Genomic DNA, 15334 nt, shown 5'->3' with positions numbered 1-15334 from the left:
CCCCACGTCGTATCGTCCGCCGCGTCCGATGTGTAGACGACACCGCCCACCACCCCGGCACGCGCATCGGCCAGCAGCACCGGCACGCAGTCGGCGGTCACCACCGCCAGCGCCAGCCGCGGGGTCGCGGTCACCAGTGCGTCGGTGTTCTCGACCGCCGATTCCACTGGGGCATCGACGAATTCGACGTGGTCGGAGTGGACCTGGTTCATCCAGACCACCCGCTGGGGGCCGAGTCCGATCGCGGCGCCCAGCCGCCGGCGGTTGGCCGCCACGGCGGCCGGATCGTCCCCGACGTGGTCGCCGAGGTTGAAGGTGTCGAACGGCGGGGCGGACACGCCGCCGGCCCGGGTCGTGGTCACGCGACGAACGGAGAAGCTCACGGTCGCCAGTATCCCGGGTCGGCACCACCCCGACGCCTCCCGGCGACGGGCATCCGCGCCCTAGTGCCGCATGAAGGGGGGCACGTCGACATCGTCATCGGCAATACCGCCGTCGTCACCGTCGCCGCCGCCGACGCGGACGGTGGCCCCGTTGGTGTGCGGGGGAACGCTGGCGGCGTCGGCGGGCTCGAACAGCGCCGAGGACACCTTGCCGGCCCGCCCCGAGGCGATCGACTGACCCGACCCGGGCGCCGGGGCGGTCCCGCCCTGCCCGACCACGGGTTTGCGCGCGGGTGATCCGGCCTCGAACCCGGCGGCGATGACCGTCACCCGCACCTCGTCGCCCAGCGAATCGTCGATGACGGTGCCGAAGATGATGTTGGCGTCGGCGTGGGCGGCGTCCTGCACCAGCGAGGCGGCCTCGTTGATCTCGAACAGGCCCAGGTCACTGCCACCGGCGATGGACATCAGCACGCCCTGGGCGCCCTCCATCGAGGCCTCCAGCAGCGGGGAGTTGATGGCCACTTCGGCGGCCTTGAGCGCACGACCGTCGCCGCGGGCGGCGCCGATGCCCATCAGGGCCGTGCCCGCGCCGCTCATGATGCCCTTGACGTCGGCGAAGTCGACGTTGATCAGCCCGGGGGTGGTGATCAGGTCGGTGATGCCCTGCACGCCGTTGAGCAGCACCTCGTCGGCACTGCGGAACGCGTCCATCAGCGAGACCGCGGCATCGCCCATCTGCAGCAGCCGGTCGTTGGGGATGACGATCAGCGTGTCGCAGCTCTCGCGCAGCGCGCCGATACCGGACTCGGCCTGGTTGGAGCGCCGCTTGCCCTCGAAGGAGAACGGCCGGGTCACCACGCCCACGGTCAGCGCACCCAGCTTGCGGGCGATGGTGGCCACCACCGGGGCGCCGCCGGTGCCCGTGCCGCCGCCCTCCCCGGCGGTGACGAAGACCATGTCGGCGCCGCGCAGCAGCTCCTCGATCTCGTCCTTGGCGTCTTCGGCGGCCTTGCGCCCGACCTCGGGGTCCGCGCCGGCGCCCAGGCCCCGGGTGGAGTCACGGCCGACGTCGAGCTTGACGTCGGCATCGCTCATCAACAACGCCTGCGCGTCGGTGTTGATGGCGATGAACTCGACGCCCTTGAGGCCCTGTTCGATCATGCGGTTGACGGCGTTGACGCCGCCGCCGCCGATGCCGACCACCTTGATCACGGCGAGGTAGTTATGCGGGGGGGTCATCGGTCGCCTTCCTCCCTGGGTAAGTGTCTGCCAGCCGAAACTCCTGATCGGTAAACCCTCAACCTCAACCATAGGCTTAGAGTTATGTCAAGTAGTTCCGCGTAACCAGAACCGTAGGGCGGTTATCACGGTGAACCCCGCAGGCGCGCCGACACGGCGTGGCGAATTTTCGGCCGATCCGCCCCGGACAGCGGCCCCGAGACGGGCGCGCGGCGCGACTGACCTCTTGACCGCCCGGCGGTCGCCTCCTACTTGACCGCCCGGCGGTCGCCGCCCACCTGACCGCCCGGCGGTCAGCGCCCAACTGACCGCCCGGCGGTCGCCGCCTACTTGACCGTCGGCAGGTCCGGGCTCGACACGTCGTAGGTCTGGCCCGGCTGGGTCAGCAGCGCGGCCAGCGTCTCGGCCTTCTCATCGGTGCGGTCGTTGGTGCCCCAGATGACCGTGCGGCCGTCGGTCAGGGTCAGCGTGATCGAGGCCACCGACGGTGCCGCGATCCGGCCCACCTGGGCTGCGACCTCGGGACGCAGCGTGGTCAGCACCGTCAGCGCCGCCTTCGTCGGCGGGTCGTCGGGACCCGGATTGTCCACGTCGAGGTACGGCAGCGCCGGCGGCGCCGGGCCGGTGGCGAAATCCACCCCGTCACGGTCGTAGACGTGCGGCCCGTCGGGGAAGTCCTTCACCGCGATCGGCACCCGCTCCACGACGGTGATCCGCAGTGCCGACGGGTACTCGCGCTGCACCCGCACGCTGGCCACCCGCCGGATGGTCGCCACCCGGTTGGCCACCTGATCGGTGTCGATCTGCAACAGCGGGGTCCCCGGCGCCACGTCGGCGGCGGCGATGACCTCCTCGCGGGGCACCGCCTCGGTGCCGGTGACGACGATCGAGCGGGCCGACATCAGCGGCGTGAAGTAGAGCACCAGCCCCAGCGCCACCGCGGTGACGGTCAACAGCACCGCCCACACCAGCATCTTCAGCCCGCGCACCGCACGCCGGGTGTCGGGTCTGGGGTTGGCCGGCACGTCCTGCAGCCGGCGTTTGGCCTCGCGCCGGGCGTCCTCGATGGCCCGGGCGCGGTCCTGGGCGGCGCGGCGCTCGGCGCGTTCGCGGCGGGCCCGCCGGCGCGGTCCCTCGAAATCCTCGTCCTGCCCCGCCCCGGCGTCCCCGGCGTCCCCGACGGTCTCCGCCCGAGCGGCCTCGGGCCCGGCGCCGGCCGGGGCGTCCTCGGTCAGGGCCTCGGTCAGGGCTTCCTCGGTCAGCGCCTCGCCGGCCGCGGTGTCCCGGGTCGACGCCTGCGGCGGCGCATCCCGCGGCTCGGTCATGTCCCCGCCCCCGGCTGCCCCGGCGCCCCGCGCAGCTGCACCTCGGCCAGGATCTCGGGGCCCAGCATGGTGACGTCGCCGGCGCCCATGGTGACGATGACGTCACCGGGTCGCGCCACCTCGGCCACCCGGGCGGCCACCGCCGAGAAGTCCGGCTCGTAGCTGACCGGCGACGTGACGTGCTCGGCGACGGTGACACCGCTGACACCCGGCAGCGGTTGCTCGCGGGCGGCGTAGACGTCGAGCACGAAGGCCCGGTCCGCACCGCTGAGCGCCGCCCCGAAGTCCCGGGCGAAGTCCCGCGTCCGCGTGTAGAGGTGGGGCTGGAACACCGCCAGCACCCGGCCTCCCCCGGCCTGTTCGGTCACCGTGCGCAGCGCGGACAGCACCGCGCGCACCTCGGTCGGGTGGTGGGCGTAGTCGTCGAAGATGCGGACACCGGTGGCCGTGCCGACCAGCTCGAAGCGCCGCCGCACCCCCTCGAAACCGGCCAGGCCGTCCAGGACCGCCGCCACGGGGGCGCCGGCCTCCGCGGCGGCCAGCAGCGCGCCCAGCGCGTTGAGGGCCATATGCCGTCCCGGCACCGACAGCCGCAGCGCGCGGGGCTGCGGCTCCCCCGCCAGCTGGATCTCGGCGACCGCGCCGGTGCCCTGCTGCTGCCAGCTCAGCAGCGCACCGGCCAGCTCGATGCCCTCCGGAGCCGCCCCGGGCGTTCCGTAGGCCAGCACCCGCACGCCCTCGGCGGCCGCACGCGCGGCCAACGCGGCCGCACCCGGATCATCGACGCACACCACCAGCGCACCGCCGGGCGAGATCCGCTCGACGAACGCGTCGAAGACCGCCGAGTACGCCTCCGGGGTGCCGAAGAAGTCCAGGTGGTCGGCCTCGATGTTGGTGACCACCGCGACGTCGGGGGCGTATTCCAGCAGCGAGCCGTCGCTCTCGTCGGCCTCGGCGACGAAGAAGCCGCCGCTGCCGTGGTGGGCGTTGGTGCCGGCCTCGCCGAGCTCTCCGCCCACGGCGAAGGACGGGTCCTTGCCGGCGTGCTGCAGCGCCACGATCAGCATCGACGTCGTCGTCGTCTTGCCGTGTGTGCCGGTGACCATCAGCGTCGTGTGGCCGGCCATCAGTTTGGCCAGCACCAGCGGCCGCAGGACCACCGGGATGGCCCGGCGCCGGGCCTCGACCAGCTCGGGGTTGGTCTTGGGTATCGCGGCGTGGGTGGTGATCACCGCGGTGGGGCCGCCGGGCAGCAGATCCAGCGCCGCCGCGTCGTGGCCGATCCTGATCTCGGCGCCGCGTGCGCGCAGGGCGACCACCCCGCGCGACTCCTTGGCGTCCGATCCCGACACCAACGCGCCGCGGTCGAGCAGAATGCGCGCGATCCCGGACATGCCCGCCCCGCCGATACCGACCATGTGGACGCGGCGCAGCTCCTCGGGCAGCGGGGCGCTCACCGGGCCTGCCCCTGGGGTCGCCGCGCGCCGCCCGCTCGGGCCTCCTGGGCCACCTCGAGCGCCACCCGCGCCACCCGCCGGGCGGCGTCGCGGTGTCCGGCGAGCGCGGCGGCGGTGGTCATCGCCGTCAGCCGATCGTCATCGCTGAGCAGCCCGGCCACCGTCTCGGCGACGAATTCCGGGGTCAGCCCTGCGTCGGGGATCGACAGTCCACCGCCGGCGTCGACCACCGGCATGGCGTTGAGGCGCTGTTCACCGTTGCCGATCGGCAGCGGTACGTAGACCGCCGGCAGCCCGACGGCCGACACCTCGGCCACCGTCATCGCCCCGGATCGGCAGATCGCCAGGTCGGCCGCCGCGTAGGCCAGGTCCATCCGGCTCAGATACGGAACCGCCACGTAGGGCGGCGCCCCGGGACCGCGGGCCGGCAGCTCCAGGGTGTTCTTGGGCCCGTGCGCGTGCAGGACCGAGATCCCGCGGGCCGCCAGCGCCGGCGCCGCGCCGGCGACGGCCCGGTTGATCGACGCCGCACCCTGCGACCCGCCGAAGACCAGCAGCACCCGCGCGTCCTCGGCGAAACCGAAATGGGCACGCGCCTGCGCCCGCAGCGCCCGGCGGTCCAGACCGGTGATGCTCTCGCGCACCGGGACCCCGACCACCTCGGCGGGCCCGAGACCCGCGTCGGGCACCGCCGAGAGCACCCGGCGCGCCGAGCGCGCCCCGACCTTGTTGGCGATGCCGGCGCTGGCATTGGCCTCGTGGACCACGACCGGCACCCGCCGGCGGCGCAGCCCGCCGCGTGCCGCCAGGTAGGCCGGCAGTGCCACATACCCGCCGAACCCGATCACCACGTCGGCGTCGACGTCGTCGAGCACGGCACGCGTCTGGCGGACCGCCCGGCGCACCCGGCCCGGAAGCCGGACCAGATCACCGGTGGGCTTGCGCGGCAACGGCACCGGCGTGATGAGCTCGAGCCGGTAGCCGCGTTCGGGCACCAACCGGGTCTCCAGCCCCCGCGCGGTGCCCAGCGCGGTGATCGCGATGTCGGGGTGCAGCGCCCGCAGCGCGTCGGCCACCGCCATCGCGGGCTCGACGTGTCCGGCCGTGCCGCCACCGGCCAGTACCACCGAGAACGCAGCACCGGCAGTCGGCTCCGTGACCGAGTCGTTCACCCGTGACGCTGACCTTCCAGTACCTGTCTGCCGGCCCGCCGGCCCTTCTCCGAACCCTTCGCCGAGCCGCCCCGGACCCTGTCCCGCGGCTGGGCTCGCACGGTCTCCCGCGCCTTGCCCCGGCCCTTCGCCGAGCCCTTCACCGGGCCCTTCGCCGAACCCCGGCGGCCGGACTCGGCGCTGCCCTTGGCCGCCACGGCGGCTCTGCCCTTGGCCGGCGCGCCGGCCCTGCCCTTGGCCGCCGCCGCGGCGCCGCGCCGCGGTGGGCCGTCTCCATGATGCACCGGCCGCCTGTCCGGCTGTCGGGCAGCCTTGACCGCCCTGGCCGGTTTGGCGGCCTTGATCGCCCCGGCCGGCTTGGCGGCCTTGACGGGCTTCGGGGCGCGCGAGGCGGGCTTGGCCGACCTGACCGCCTTGGGCTTGGACCGCAGCCGGTCGCGCAGCGCCTCCACCCGGGAGGGCACGTACGGTGCGGGCAGCGGCAGACGCAGCAGACGGTTCATCCGGTCGTCGCGGCCGGCCCGCAGGGCCGCCACGGCCTCGGGCTCATGGCGCGCCGCGTTGGCGATCACCCCGATCATCAGCAGCGTGGTGGCCGTCGACGTTCCGCCCGCCGAGATCAGTGGCAGCTGCAGGCCGGTGACCGGCAGCAGGCCCACCACATACCCGACGTTGATGAAGACCTGCCCGATGATCCACATCGTCGTGGTGGCGGTGAGCAGGCGCAGGAACGGGTCCGCCGAGCGCCGGGCGATGCGCATCCCGGTGTAGGCCAACAGACCGAACAGGCACAGCAGGCCGAACGCCCCGATGAAGCCCAGCTCCTCGCCGATGATGGCGAAGATGAAGTCGTTGTGCGCGTTGGGCAGGTAGTTGTATTTGGCGGTGCCCTGACCCAGTCCGTCACCGAACACCCCGCCGTTGGCCAGCGCGAACTTGGCCTGCCGCGCCTGGTAGCCGGCCCCCTGGGCGTCGGCGGAGGGGTTGAGCCACGACTGCACCCGCGCCGAGCGGTATCCCTCGGCCATCGCCAGCACCGCGCCCGCGGCCAGCACCGACAAAAGCGAGGTCAGGAACACCCGCAGCGGCAGCCCGGCGTACCACAGCAGGGCCAGCAGGATCACCCCGAGCGACACCGTCTGGCCGAGGTCGGGCTGGGCCACGATCAGCCCCAGCGTGATGACTGCGGCCGGGATCAGCGGAATGAGCATCTCGCGCAGCGACGCGTGCTCCATCCGGCGGGTCGCCAGCAGGTGGGCCCCCCAGATCGCGAAGGCGATCTTCGCCAGCTCGGAGGGCTGCATCGAGAACCCGGCGATGACGAACCACCCGCGTGAACCGTTGGCCACCTTACCGACCCCCGGGATCAGCACCAGCACCAGCAGCACCACGGTGAAGGCGAAGCCGGGGAACGCCAGCCGGCGCAGCATCGAGACCGGCATCCTCAGCGCGGCGTAGAAGGCGACCAGCCCCACGGCCGTCCACAGCAACTGGCGGCCGAAGACCGCCCACGGCGAACCATCGGAGTCATAGGAGTACACCCCCGAGGCCGAGAGCACCATGATCAGGCCCATGGTCGTGAGCAGGGCCGCCACCGCCACGATCAGATGGAAGGACGTCATGGGCCGGCTCAGCCAGGTTCCCATCCGGTGGCGCGGGCCCGTCGACTGCGCGGCCCCCGCGGCTCCGGCCCCCGCGGATCCGGATTCAGTGGATCCAGTGGACTCGGGGCGGGGGGCGCTCCCGTCCGGCTCGGCGGCCGGATCGGCCGGGCCGTCGGGGGAATCGCCCTGGTCGGTCCGCCGGCGCCAGCGGGTCAGAAGGCCGGTCATCGCCTGGATTACCGGAGGTGGGCGCGGGCCGCGGCGGCGAACTGGTCGCCGCGGTCGGCGTAGCTGGCGAACTGGTCGAAGGACGCGCCGGCCGGCGCCAGCAACACCGTGTCGCCGGCGGTGGCGTAGCGGCGCGCCACCGTGACCACCTCGGCCATGACCCGCTCACCGACCGAATCGTTGGTCACATTAACCACATGAGTCACACCCAACTCATTTGTCCCATGCACCCCAGCATCCTCCCCCGTAACAACCTCGACGACGGGGACATCGGGCGCGTGTCGTGATAACGCGTTGGCAACCGTGTGCCGGTCCCGGCCGATCAGGATCGCCGCGACCAGCCGGTCGGCCACCCTGGTCACCAGCTCGTCGACCGCGGCGCCCTTGAGCAGTCCACCGGCGATCCACACCACCCGGGGGTAGGCCAGGATCGACGCCTCGGCCGCGTGCGGGTTGGTGGCCTTGGAATCATCGACATAGGTGACACCGTCGCCGACCGCGACCACCTCGGCCCGGTGGCGGCCCACCCGGAACGACGCCAGCGCCTCGGCGATGGCCTGCGGGCGCACCCCGACGGCCCGCGCCAGCGCGGCCGCCCCCAGCGCGTCGAGGCGCCCCACCGGCCCGGCCACCGGGATCGAGGACGTCGGCGCCAACTCGACCGGCGCGCCGGCCGTGAAGGCCGTGAACGCGTTGTCGACCAGCATGCCCGCGCGCACGCCCAGCTCCCCGCGGGCCGGCTCGGCCAGCGTGAAGGCCACCTTCACCTCGGCCGGCGACCCGGCCAGCAGGCCCGCCGCGACCGGGTCGTCGCCGCCCACCACCGCGACCCGGCCGGCCAGGGCGCGGGCCTTGGCCGCCGCGTAGGACGCCATGCCGCCGTGCCAGTCCAGATGGTCCTCGGCCACGTTGAGCACCGCGCCGGCCTCCGGGCGCAGCGAGGGCGCCCAGTACAGCTGGAAGCTGGACAGCTCCACGGCCAGCAACTCGGCCGGCTCGCCGAGCACATCGAGCACCGGATCACCGATGTTGCCGCACAGCAGACTGGTCCGTCCGTCGGCGACCAGCATCGCGTGCAGCATCGAGGTGGTCGTCGTCTTGCCGTTGGTCCCGGTGACCACCAACCAGCGCCGCGGCGGACCGTAGGTGCCCGCGGCGTCCAGCCGCCAGGCCAGCTCCACGTCACCCCAGACCGGCACCCCGGCCGCGGCCGCGGCCACCGGGATCGGTGCCGTCGGCGGCAGTCCGGGGCTGACCAGCACCAGCGCGTACTCCCCCACCCGCGCCGCGGCCTCCTCGGCGGCGACCACCCTCACCGCGTCGCCGGCCAGCCGCTGCGCGGCCGCGGGGTTGTCGTCGGTCAGCTCGGCGCGCACCCCCAGCGGGGCCAGCGCGGCCAGCAGCGCGCGCCCGGTCACACCGGCACCCACCACCAGCACGCGCGCCCCGGACACCAACGGCCCCAGGCCCGGTCCGGTCATCTCAATCCCCGATCGCGGAGAGCCACTCGCCGTAGAAGAGCGCCACCCCCAGGCCGCAGGCGATCGCCGTCAGCAGCCAGAACCGGATGATCACCGTCGTCTCGGCCCAGCCGACCAGTTCGAAGTGGTGGTGGAACGGCGCCATCCGGAACACCCGTCGGCCGGTGGTGCGGAACGCCAGGATCTGCACGATCACCGAGACGATCTCGGCGACGAACAGGGCCCCGAGCACCACGGCGAGGATCTCGGTGCGGCTGGTCACCGAGATGCCGGCGATGATGCCGCCCAGCGCCAGCGAACCGGTGTCGCCCATGAAGATCTTGGCCGGCGCCGCGTTCCACCACAGGAACCCGATGCAGGCGCCGGCGGTGGCCGCCGCCACCAGGGCCAGGTCCAGCGGGTCGCGGACGTTGTAGCAGCCCAGACCGGGCGCCGTGGCGCAGGCGTTGCGGTACTGCCAGAACGTGATCAGCACGTAGGCGGCGGTGACCATCCCCATGCTGCCCGCGGCCAGGCCGTCCAGCCCGTCGGTGAAGTTGACCGCGTTGGACCAGGCCGAGACGACCAGCACCACGAACAGGACGAACAGCGCCGGGGCGAGCGTCACGGTGGCGATCTCGCGGACATAGGACAGCTCGGGGCTGGCCGGGGTCAGCCCGTTGCCGTTGCGGAAGCCCAGCACCAGGATTCCGAACAGCACCGCGGCGGTGATCTGTCCGACGGTCTTGGCGGTCTTGTTCAGGCCCAGGTTGCGCGAACGGCGGATCTTGATGAGGTCGTCGACGAATCCGACGGCGCCCAGTGCGGTGGCCAGGCCCAGCACCAACAGCCCCGACGCCGACGGGCCCGTCCCGTCCAGGGCCACTCCCACCAGGTGGGTGCCCAGATAGCCGGCCCAGATACCGGCCAGGATCGCCACGCCGCCCATCGAGGGGGTACCCCGCTTGGTCTTGTGGCTCGGGGGCCCGTCCTCGCGGATCTCGTGGCCGAAGCCCTGCCGGGTGAACAGCCGGATCAGCACCGGGGTGAGCAGGATCGACACCGCCAGCGAGAGGCCGACGGCGATGAGGATCAGCCTCATCGGGACCCGTCCCCAGCGGATTCGGCCCCGTCTTCGGCCACCGGATCGGCCCCCGAACCGGCCCCCGGATCGGCCCCCGGATCGGCCCCCGGATCGATGAGGGCTTCGGCCAGGTCACCGAGGCGGGCGGAGTTCGACGCCTTGACCAGGACCACGTCACCGGGGTGCAGTTCGGCCCGCAGCAGCGCCAGCGCGGCATCGGCGTCGTCGACCTGCACGACCTCCGATCCCCACGATCCCTCCATGACCGCCCCATGGTGCATGGCGCTCATAGCCCTCCCGGTTCCGACGACGACAAGTCGAGAGACATCTAAGCGCACCGCCAGCCGGCCGACGCGATCGTGTTCGGAAATCGCGTCGTCGCCGAGTTCGGCCATCTCACCGAGCACCGCGACGCTGCGCCGCGGTGCGCCGCCGCCGCGGGCCATCCAGGCCAGCGCCTGCAGGCCGGCGCGCATCGAGTCCGGGTTGGCGTTGTAGGCGTCGTTGATGACGGTGACCCCGTCGGGGCGGGTCGACACCGCCATCCGGTGCTGCGAGACCGGCCCCGCGGCGGCCAGCGCGGCGGCCACCTGGTCGCCGGTGGCACCGCATTCGAAGGCCACCGCGGCCGCGCACAGCGCGTTGGAGACCTGGTGATCGCCGTGGACGGCCAGGGTCACCGGCACGGCCACCTCGGGCCCGCCACCGTCGTCGCCGGGGCCGCGACGGTGCAGGGTGAACCGCGGCCGGGCCAGCTCGTCGAGGACGACGTCCTCGGCCCACACCGCGGCCCCTTCCGGGTCGCGGTCGCGGCTGACCCGCACGACCCGCGCCGGGGTCGTGGCCGCCATCGCGGCGACCGCCGAGTCGTCGACGTTGAGCACCACCACGCCGTACTCCGAAACTGCTTGGGGCAATTCGGATTTGGTGTCCGCGATGGCCTGCCGGGAACCGAACTCGCCCAGATGCGCGGTGCCCACGTTGAGCACCACCGCGATCTGCGGCGGGGCGATCCGCGCCAGCGCGGCGATGTTGCCGGGGTGGCGGGCCGACATCTCCAGCACCAGGAAGTCGGTGTCGGCGGTGGCCCGCAACACCGTCCAGGGGTGGCCGAGTTCGTTGTTGAACGACCCCGGCGGGGCCACCACCTCGCCGAGCGGGGCCAGCACCGCGGCCAGCAGGTCCTTCGTCGAGGTCTTGCCCGACGAACCGGTGACGCCGATGATCCGCAGCCCGCCCGCGGCCAGCCGGCGCGCCACCACGCCCGCGAGCGTGGCCAGTGCCGCCAGGACCGCGGCCCCGGAGCCGTCGCGGTCGTGCTCCAGGACGCTGGCCGAACGGTCGCCACCGCCGCCCGGTGCCACCACGATCGCCGGCACACCGACCGGGCGGGCCGCCAGGACGGCCACCGCACCGGCGGCCACCGCCGCGGCGGCATGGTCGTGGCCGTCGCTGCGGGCCCCGGGCAGGGCCAGGAACAGCCCGCCGGCGGTGACCGCGCGCGAGTCGAATTCCACGGTGCCCGTGACGTGGGTGCGCTGGGCCTCGGCGGCCGAGATGTCGGCCAGTTCACCGCCGACGATCTCGGCGATCTGGGCGAGGGTCAGGTCGATCACCGGGCCGCCTCCAGCGCGGCCGCCAGCTCGGACCGGTCGTCGAAGGGCCGGGTCTGCCCGGCCGCGGTCTGCCCGGACTCGTGTCCCTTGCCGGCGACGAGCACGACGTCGCCGGGGCCCGCCCAGGCCACGGCATGTTCGATCGCGGCCCGCCGGTCGGCGATCTCGACCAGCTCGCCCGCCCCGCCGGCGTCGCGGGCGCCGGCGAGGATCTCGGCCCGGATCGCCGCCGGATCCTCGTCGCGCGGGTTGTCGTCGGTGACCACCACCAGGTCGGCCGCGGCGGCGGCGATCGCACCCATCGGGGCCCGTTTTCCGGGGTCACGGTTGCCGCCGGCGCCGAACACCACCGCCAGTCGTGCCGTGGTCGGCCGTCGCCGCAGGGTGTCCAGCACCGCCTGCAGGGCACCGGGTTTGTGCGCGTAGTCGACCAGGGCCAGAAAGTCCTGACCCCGGTCGACCGATTCCAGCCGCCCTGGCACCTGCGCCTGGCGCAGGCCCGGCGCGGCCTGCTCGGGGGCGACACCGACGGCGTCCAGCACGGCCAGGGCCACCAGGCTGTTGGCGACGTTGAAGGTGCCGGGCAACCCGACACCGATGCGGTGGTGGACGCCGGCGGGGTCGACCGCGGTGAACTCCTGGGCGCCGGTGGGCAGGTGCAGCACGTCCTCGGCGGTCCAGTCCGCGCGACCGGTCACCGAGACGGTGACCAGGGCGGCCGCGCCGGATTCCGCACCGGCCGCGGCACCGGCCCGCGCCGCCATCGCCCGTCCGGCGTCGTCGTCGACGCAGATCACCGCCCGTTCGGCGTGCAGCGGTGAGGCCGGATCGAACAGCCGGGCCTTGGCCTCGAAGTAGTCGGCCATGCTGGGGTGGAAGTCGAGGTGGTCCCGCGAGAGGTTGGTGAACGCGCCGACCGCGAACCGGACCCCGTCGACACGCCCGAGTTCGAGGGCGTGGCTGGAGACCTCCATGACGGCGGTATCCACACCACGCTGGCCCATCAGCGCCAGCAGCGCCTGCAGCGCCGGGGCCTCGGGGGTGGTCAGTGCGCTGGGCACGTCGGCGCCCGCGATGCGCACCCCGACGGTGCCGACCAGCCCGGCCGTGCGTCCGGCGGCCCGCAGCCCGGCCTCGATCAGGTACGTCGTGGTGGTCTTGCCGGAGGTGCCGGTGACACCGATGACCGTGATGTGGTCGGAAGGCTGCCCGTAGACCTGCGCGGCCAGCCCGCCGAGGACCGCGCGCGGATCCGGGTGAACAACCACGGCCACCCCGGGCAGCTCACCCAGCAGTGCGACCCCGGCGGCGTCGGTCAGGACCGCGACCGCGCCGCGGGAGACCGCGTCGGGGGCGTAGCGCGCGCCGTGCGAGGTGGACCCGGGCAGCGCCGCGAAGAGGTCACCGGGGTGGGCGTCCTGCGCCCGGAGGGTGACCCCGGTGACGGTGACGTCGGCGACGTGGCCGCCGTGTGCGGCGACCGCGCCGGCAGAGGCGGCCAGGGCCGGCAGGGCGACCCCCGCGGAGCCGTCGGGACGAAGCGGCGTGGACATCCGCATCACCTCCGTATTTCTCGGCTCCGTACTCTCGGGCCCCGTCGCGCCGGCGCGCGGCGTTGCCCGTTCCGGCCAAGACACCCTACCCAGGGGCCGGGGCCCCGTTGCGCCGCGGCGCCGGACCGGTGGGGCCGGGCGGGGCCGGCTCAGTCGGCCTGCAGCACGAGTTCCGGGCCCGGGTCCGCCGAGAGCGGCACGTTCTCCCGCTGCATCAACCATGACGCGATGTTGTGGAACAGCGGGGCCGCCGAGGAGCCCGGGGACCCGTCGGCCGCGCGGTGCGGGGCGTCCATCATGATGCCCACCACGTAGCGCGGATCGTCCGCGGTGGCCAGTCCCGCGAAGGTGATCCAGTAGACGTCGCTGTAGTAGCAGCCGCAGGCCGGGTTGATCTGCTGGGCGGTCCCGGTCTTGCCGGCCATCTGGTAGCCCTCGACCGCCGCCTGGGGCCCGGTGCCCTGCTGGTATCCCATCGGGTCGCGCTGCACGACCGCGCGCAGCATGTTGCGCACGGTGCGCGCGGTCTGCGCCGAGACGACCCGCACGCCCTCGGGCCGCGGTTCGGCCTTGCGGGTGCCGTCCGGGGCGATGGTCGCCTTGATGATGCGCGGCGGCACCCGCACGCCGTCGTTGGCGATGGTCTGGTACATGCCCGCCATCTGCAGCAGCGTCATCGACAGGCCCTGGCCGATGGGCAGGTTGGAGAACGTGCTGCCCGACCACTGGTCGATCGGCGGGACCAGGCCCGCGCTCTCGCCGGGCAGCCCGACCCCGGTGCGCTGGCCGAGGCCGAACTTCTCCAGCATGTCGGCGTAGCGCTCCGGGCCGATGCGCTGGGCGAGCATCAGGGTCCCGACGTTGGAGGACTTCCCCAGGACTCCGGTGGTGGTGTAGGGCATCACGCCGTGGTTCCAGGCGTCGTGCACGGTGACCCCGCCCATGTTGATCGAGCCCGGGACCTGCAGCACCTCATCGGGGGTGGTCAGCCCGAGGTCGATCGCGGTGGCCATCGTGACGACCTTGTTGACCGACCCGGGCTCGAACGGCGAGGACACCGACAGGTTGCCCAGCTGCTTGTCCTGTTGGCGGCCGACGTCCTGGGAGGGGTCGAAGGTGTTGTCGTTCGACATCGCCAGCACCTCACCGGTCTTGGCGTCCAGCACGACCGCCGAGACGTTCTTGGCCCCGGAGGCGTCCTTGGCCATCTGCACCTGCTGCTGGACGTGGAACTGGATGTCGTCGTCGATGGTCAGCTGCACCGTGGAGCCGTCGACCGCGTCGTGCCGGTTGCGGTAGCTGCCCGGGATCACCACGCCGTCGGATCCGCGGTCGTAGGTGATGGACCCGTCGGTGCCGGCGAGCACGGCGTCCAGAGAGTCCTCCAGGCCGAGCAGACCGTGCCCGTCCCAGTCGATCCCGCCGACGATGTTGGCCGCCAGCGAGCCACCCGGGTACTGCCGGAGGTCCTGGCGTTCGGAGCCCACCTCGGGGAACTTCTCGGTGATGGCGCCGGCGATCGCCGGGTCCACCGCCCGGGCCAGGTAGACGAATGTCTGATTGCTCTTGAGCTTCTTGAGCACCGTTGCCGCGTCGGGCTTGTTGTCCAGCCGCGCGGCCACCTCCCGGGCGATCTCCCGCAGGCGCGTCTGGGGCTCCGGGGCCGCCGACGACTTCTGCCGGGCCTCTTCGAGCTGCTTGCGGATGCGGATCGGTTGGAAGGTCAGGGCCCTGGCCTCGATCGTGAAGGCCAGCTTGTCGAAGTTTCGGTCCACGATGGTGCCCCGCATCGCCTTCTCGACGTCGGTGACCTTCAGCTGGCCGGCGGCCTCCGCGCGCAGTCCGGCCGCGCGGGGCACCTGCAGGTTGAACAGCTGCACCGAGGCGACCAGCAGCAGCACCAGGATGACGATGTTCCCGCCGCGCTGCCGGAAACCGAACGAGGAGGTGCGCAGGCCCGGGATCTGAGGCTCGCGGATCCGCCGGGCGTCCGCGGGCCTGCCCTGCTGGCCCGCAACGGCGGGCTTCTTGGCACCCCGCTTGCGCTCGGCGCGGCTCACGCCGGCGCCCCGGCGGGAGCGACCGGCGCGGCCGCGGCGGCGGGAGCCGGCACCGGGGCCGGCACGGCCGGCGGTGCGGCCGGCGCCGGCACGGCCGGCGGTGCGGCCGGGGCCGGGGCGATCGCCGGGGCCGGCGGCGTGGCCACCGGG

The 15334-nt window shown here is 73.5% G+C and carries 11 protein-coding genes; all 11 read right to left on the bottom strand.

The genetic code is table 11. The features are described 5' to 3' along the window. A partial coding sequence (locus tag CSR00_RS26780) for a purine nucleoside phosphorylase YfiH/LACC1 family protein (protein ID WP_176562283.1) occupies positions 1-383 on the bottom strand: 383 nt, incomplete at its 3' end. A gap of 60 nt (positions 384-443) precedes the next feature. Next, the gene (gene ftsZ, locus CSR00_RS26775) at positions 444-1625 is read right to left on the bottom strand and encodes a cell division protein FtsZ (RefSeq protein ID WP_099025430.1); all 1182 of its coding nucleotides are present in this window, start codon (positions 1623-1625) and stop codon (positions 444-446) included. A gap of 326 nt (positions 1626-1951) precedes the next feature. Continuing rightward, the gene (locus CSR00_RS26770) at positions 1952-2950 is read right to left on the bottom strand and encodes a cell division protein FtsQ/DivIB (protein WP_099025429.1); all 999 of its coding nucleotides are present in this window, start codon (positions 2948-2950) and stop codon (positions 1952-1954) included. Further along, positions 2947-4368 (bottom strand): UDP-N-acetylmuramate--L-alanine ligase, encoded by a 1422-nt coding sequence (gene murC, locus CSR00_RS26765; protein ID WP_099025432.1) that lies wholly within the window; start codon positions 4366-4368, stop codon positions 2947-2949. The genes CSR00_RS26770 and murC overlap by 4 nt, the downstream gene beginning before the upstream one ends. A 35-nt stretch (positions 4369-4403) precedes the next feature. Then, positions 4404-5579, bottom strand: coding sequence for an undecaprenyldiphospho-muramoylpentapeptide beta-N-acetylglucosaminyltransferase (murG, locus tag CSR00_RS26760; protein WP_099025428.1), 1176 nt, complete (start codon positions 5577-5579; stop codon positions 4404-4406). After that, a complete protein-coding gene (ftsW, locus tag CSR00_RS26755) occupies positions 5576-7411 on the bottom strand; it encodes a putative lipid II flippase FtsW (protein WP_176562281.1) in 1836 nt (611 codons plus the stop codon). The genes murG and ftsW overlap by 4 nt, the downstream gene beginning before the upstream one ends. Positions 7412-7419: 8 nt before the next feature. Beyond that, the gene (gene murD / locus CSR00_RS26750; RefSeq protein ID WP_099025427.1) at positions 7420-8892 is read right to left on the bottom strand and encodes a UDP-N-acetylmuramoyl-L-alanine--D-glutamate ligase; all 1473 of its coding nucleotides are present in this window, start codon (positions 8890-8892) and stop codon (positions 7420-7422) included. A gap of 1 nt (position 8893) precedes the next feature. Continuing rightward, positions 8894-9973, bottom strand: a complete 1080-nt coding sequence (gene mraY / locus CSR00_RS26745) for a phospho-N-acetylmuramoyl-pentapeptide-transferase (RefSeq protein ID WP_099025426.1) — start codon at positions 9971-9973, stop codon at positions 8894-8896. After that, on the bottom strand, positions 9970-11571 hold the full coding sequence (locus tag CSR00_RS26740) for a UDP-N-acetylmuramoyl-tripeptide--D-alanyl-D-alanine ligase (RefSeq protein ID WP_099025425.1): 1602 nt from the start codon (positions 11569-11571) through the stop codon (positions 9970-9972). The genes mraY and CSR00_RS26740 overlap by 4 nt, the downstream gene beginning before the upstream one ends. Then, positions 11568-13124, bottom strand: a complete 1557-nt coding sequence (locus CSR00_RS26735; RefSeq protein ID WP_099025431.1) for a UDP-N-acetylmuramoyl-L-alanyl-D-glutamate--2,6-diaminopimelate ligase — start codon at positions 13122-13124, stop codon at positions 11568-11570. The genes CSR00_RS26740 and CSR00_RS26735 overlap by 4 nt, the downstream gene beginning before the upstream one ends. A 149-nt stretch (positions 13125-13273) precedes the next feature. After that, positions 13274-15184: a peptidoglycan D,D-transpeptidase FtsI family protein gene (locus CSR00_RS26730; protein ID WP_099025424.1), complete on the bottom strand. Its 1911-nt coding sequence runs from the start codon at positions 15182-15184 to the stop codon at positions 13274-13276. Positions 15185-15334: the final 150 nt, after the last annotated feature.

The sequence above is a fragment of the Mycolicibacterium palauense genome (assembly GCF_002592005.1).
Taxonomy (GTDB): domain Bacteria; phylum Actinomycetota; class Actinomycetes; order Mycobacteriales; family Mycobacteriaceae; genus Mycobacterium; species Mycobacterium palauense.
This window is presented reverse-complemented; position numbering and strand designations above follow the sequence as displayed.

Bases quoted from the DNA above. Each gene is read 5' to 3' on its own strand.
- murD (WP_099025427.1), bottom strand. From the start codon at position 8,892: ATGACCGGACCGGGCCTGGGGCCGTTGGTGTCCGGGGCGCGCGTGCTG.
- ftsW (WP_176562281.1), bottom strand. From the start codon at position 7,411: ATGACCGGCCTTCTGACCCGCTGGCGCCGGCGGACCGACCAGGGCGAT.
- CSR00_RS26735 (WP_099025431.1), bottom strand. From the start codon at position 13,124: ATGTCCACGCCGCTTCGTCCCGACGGCTCCGCGGGGGTCGCCCTGCCG.
- CSR00_RS26770 (WP_099025429.1), bottom strand. From the start codon at position 2,950: ATGACCGAGCCGCGGGATGCGCCGCCGCAGGCGTCGACCCGGGACACC.
- ftsZ (WP_099025430.1), bottom strand. From the start codon at position 1,625: ATGACCCCCCCGCATAACTACCTCGCCGTGATCAAGGTGGTCGGCATC.
- murC (WP_099025432.1), bottom strand. From the start codon at position 4,368: ATGGTCGGTATCGGCGGGGCGGGCATGTCCGGGATCGCGCGCATTCTG.
- mraY (WP_099025426.1), bottom strand. From the start codon at position 9,973: ATGAGGCTGATCCTCATCGCCGTCGGCCTCTCGCTGGCGGTGTCGATC.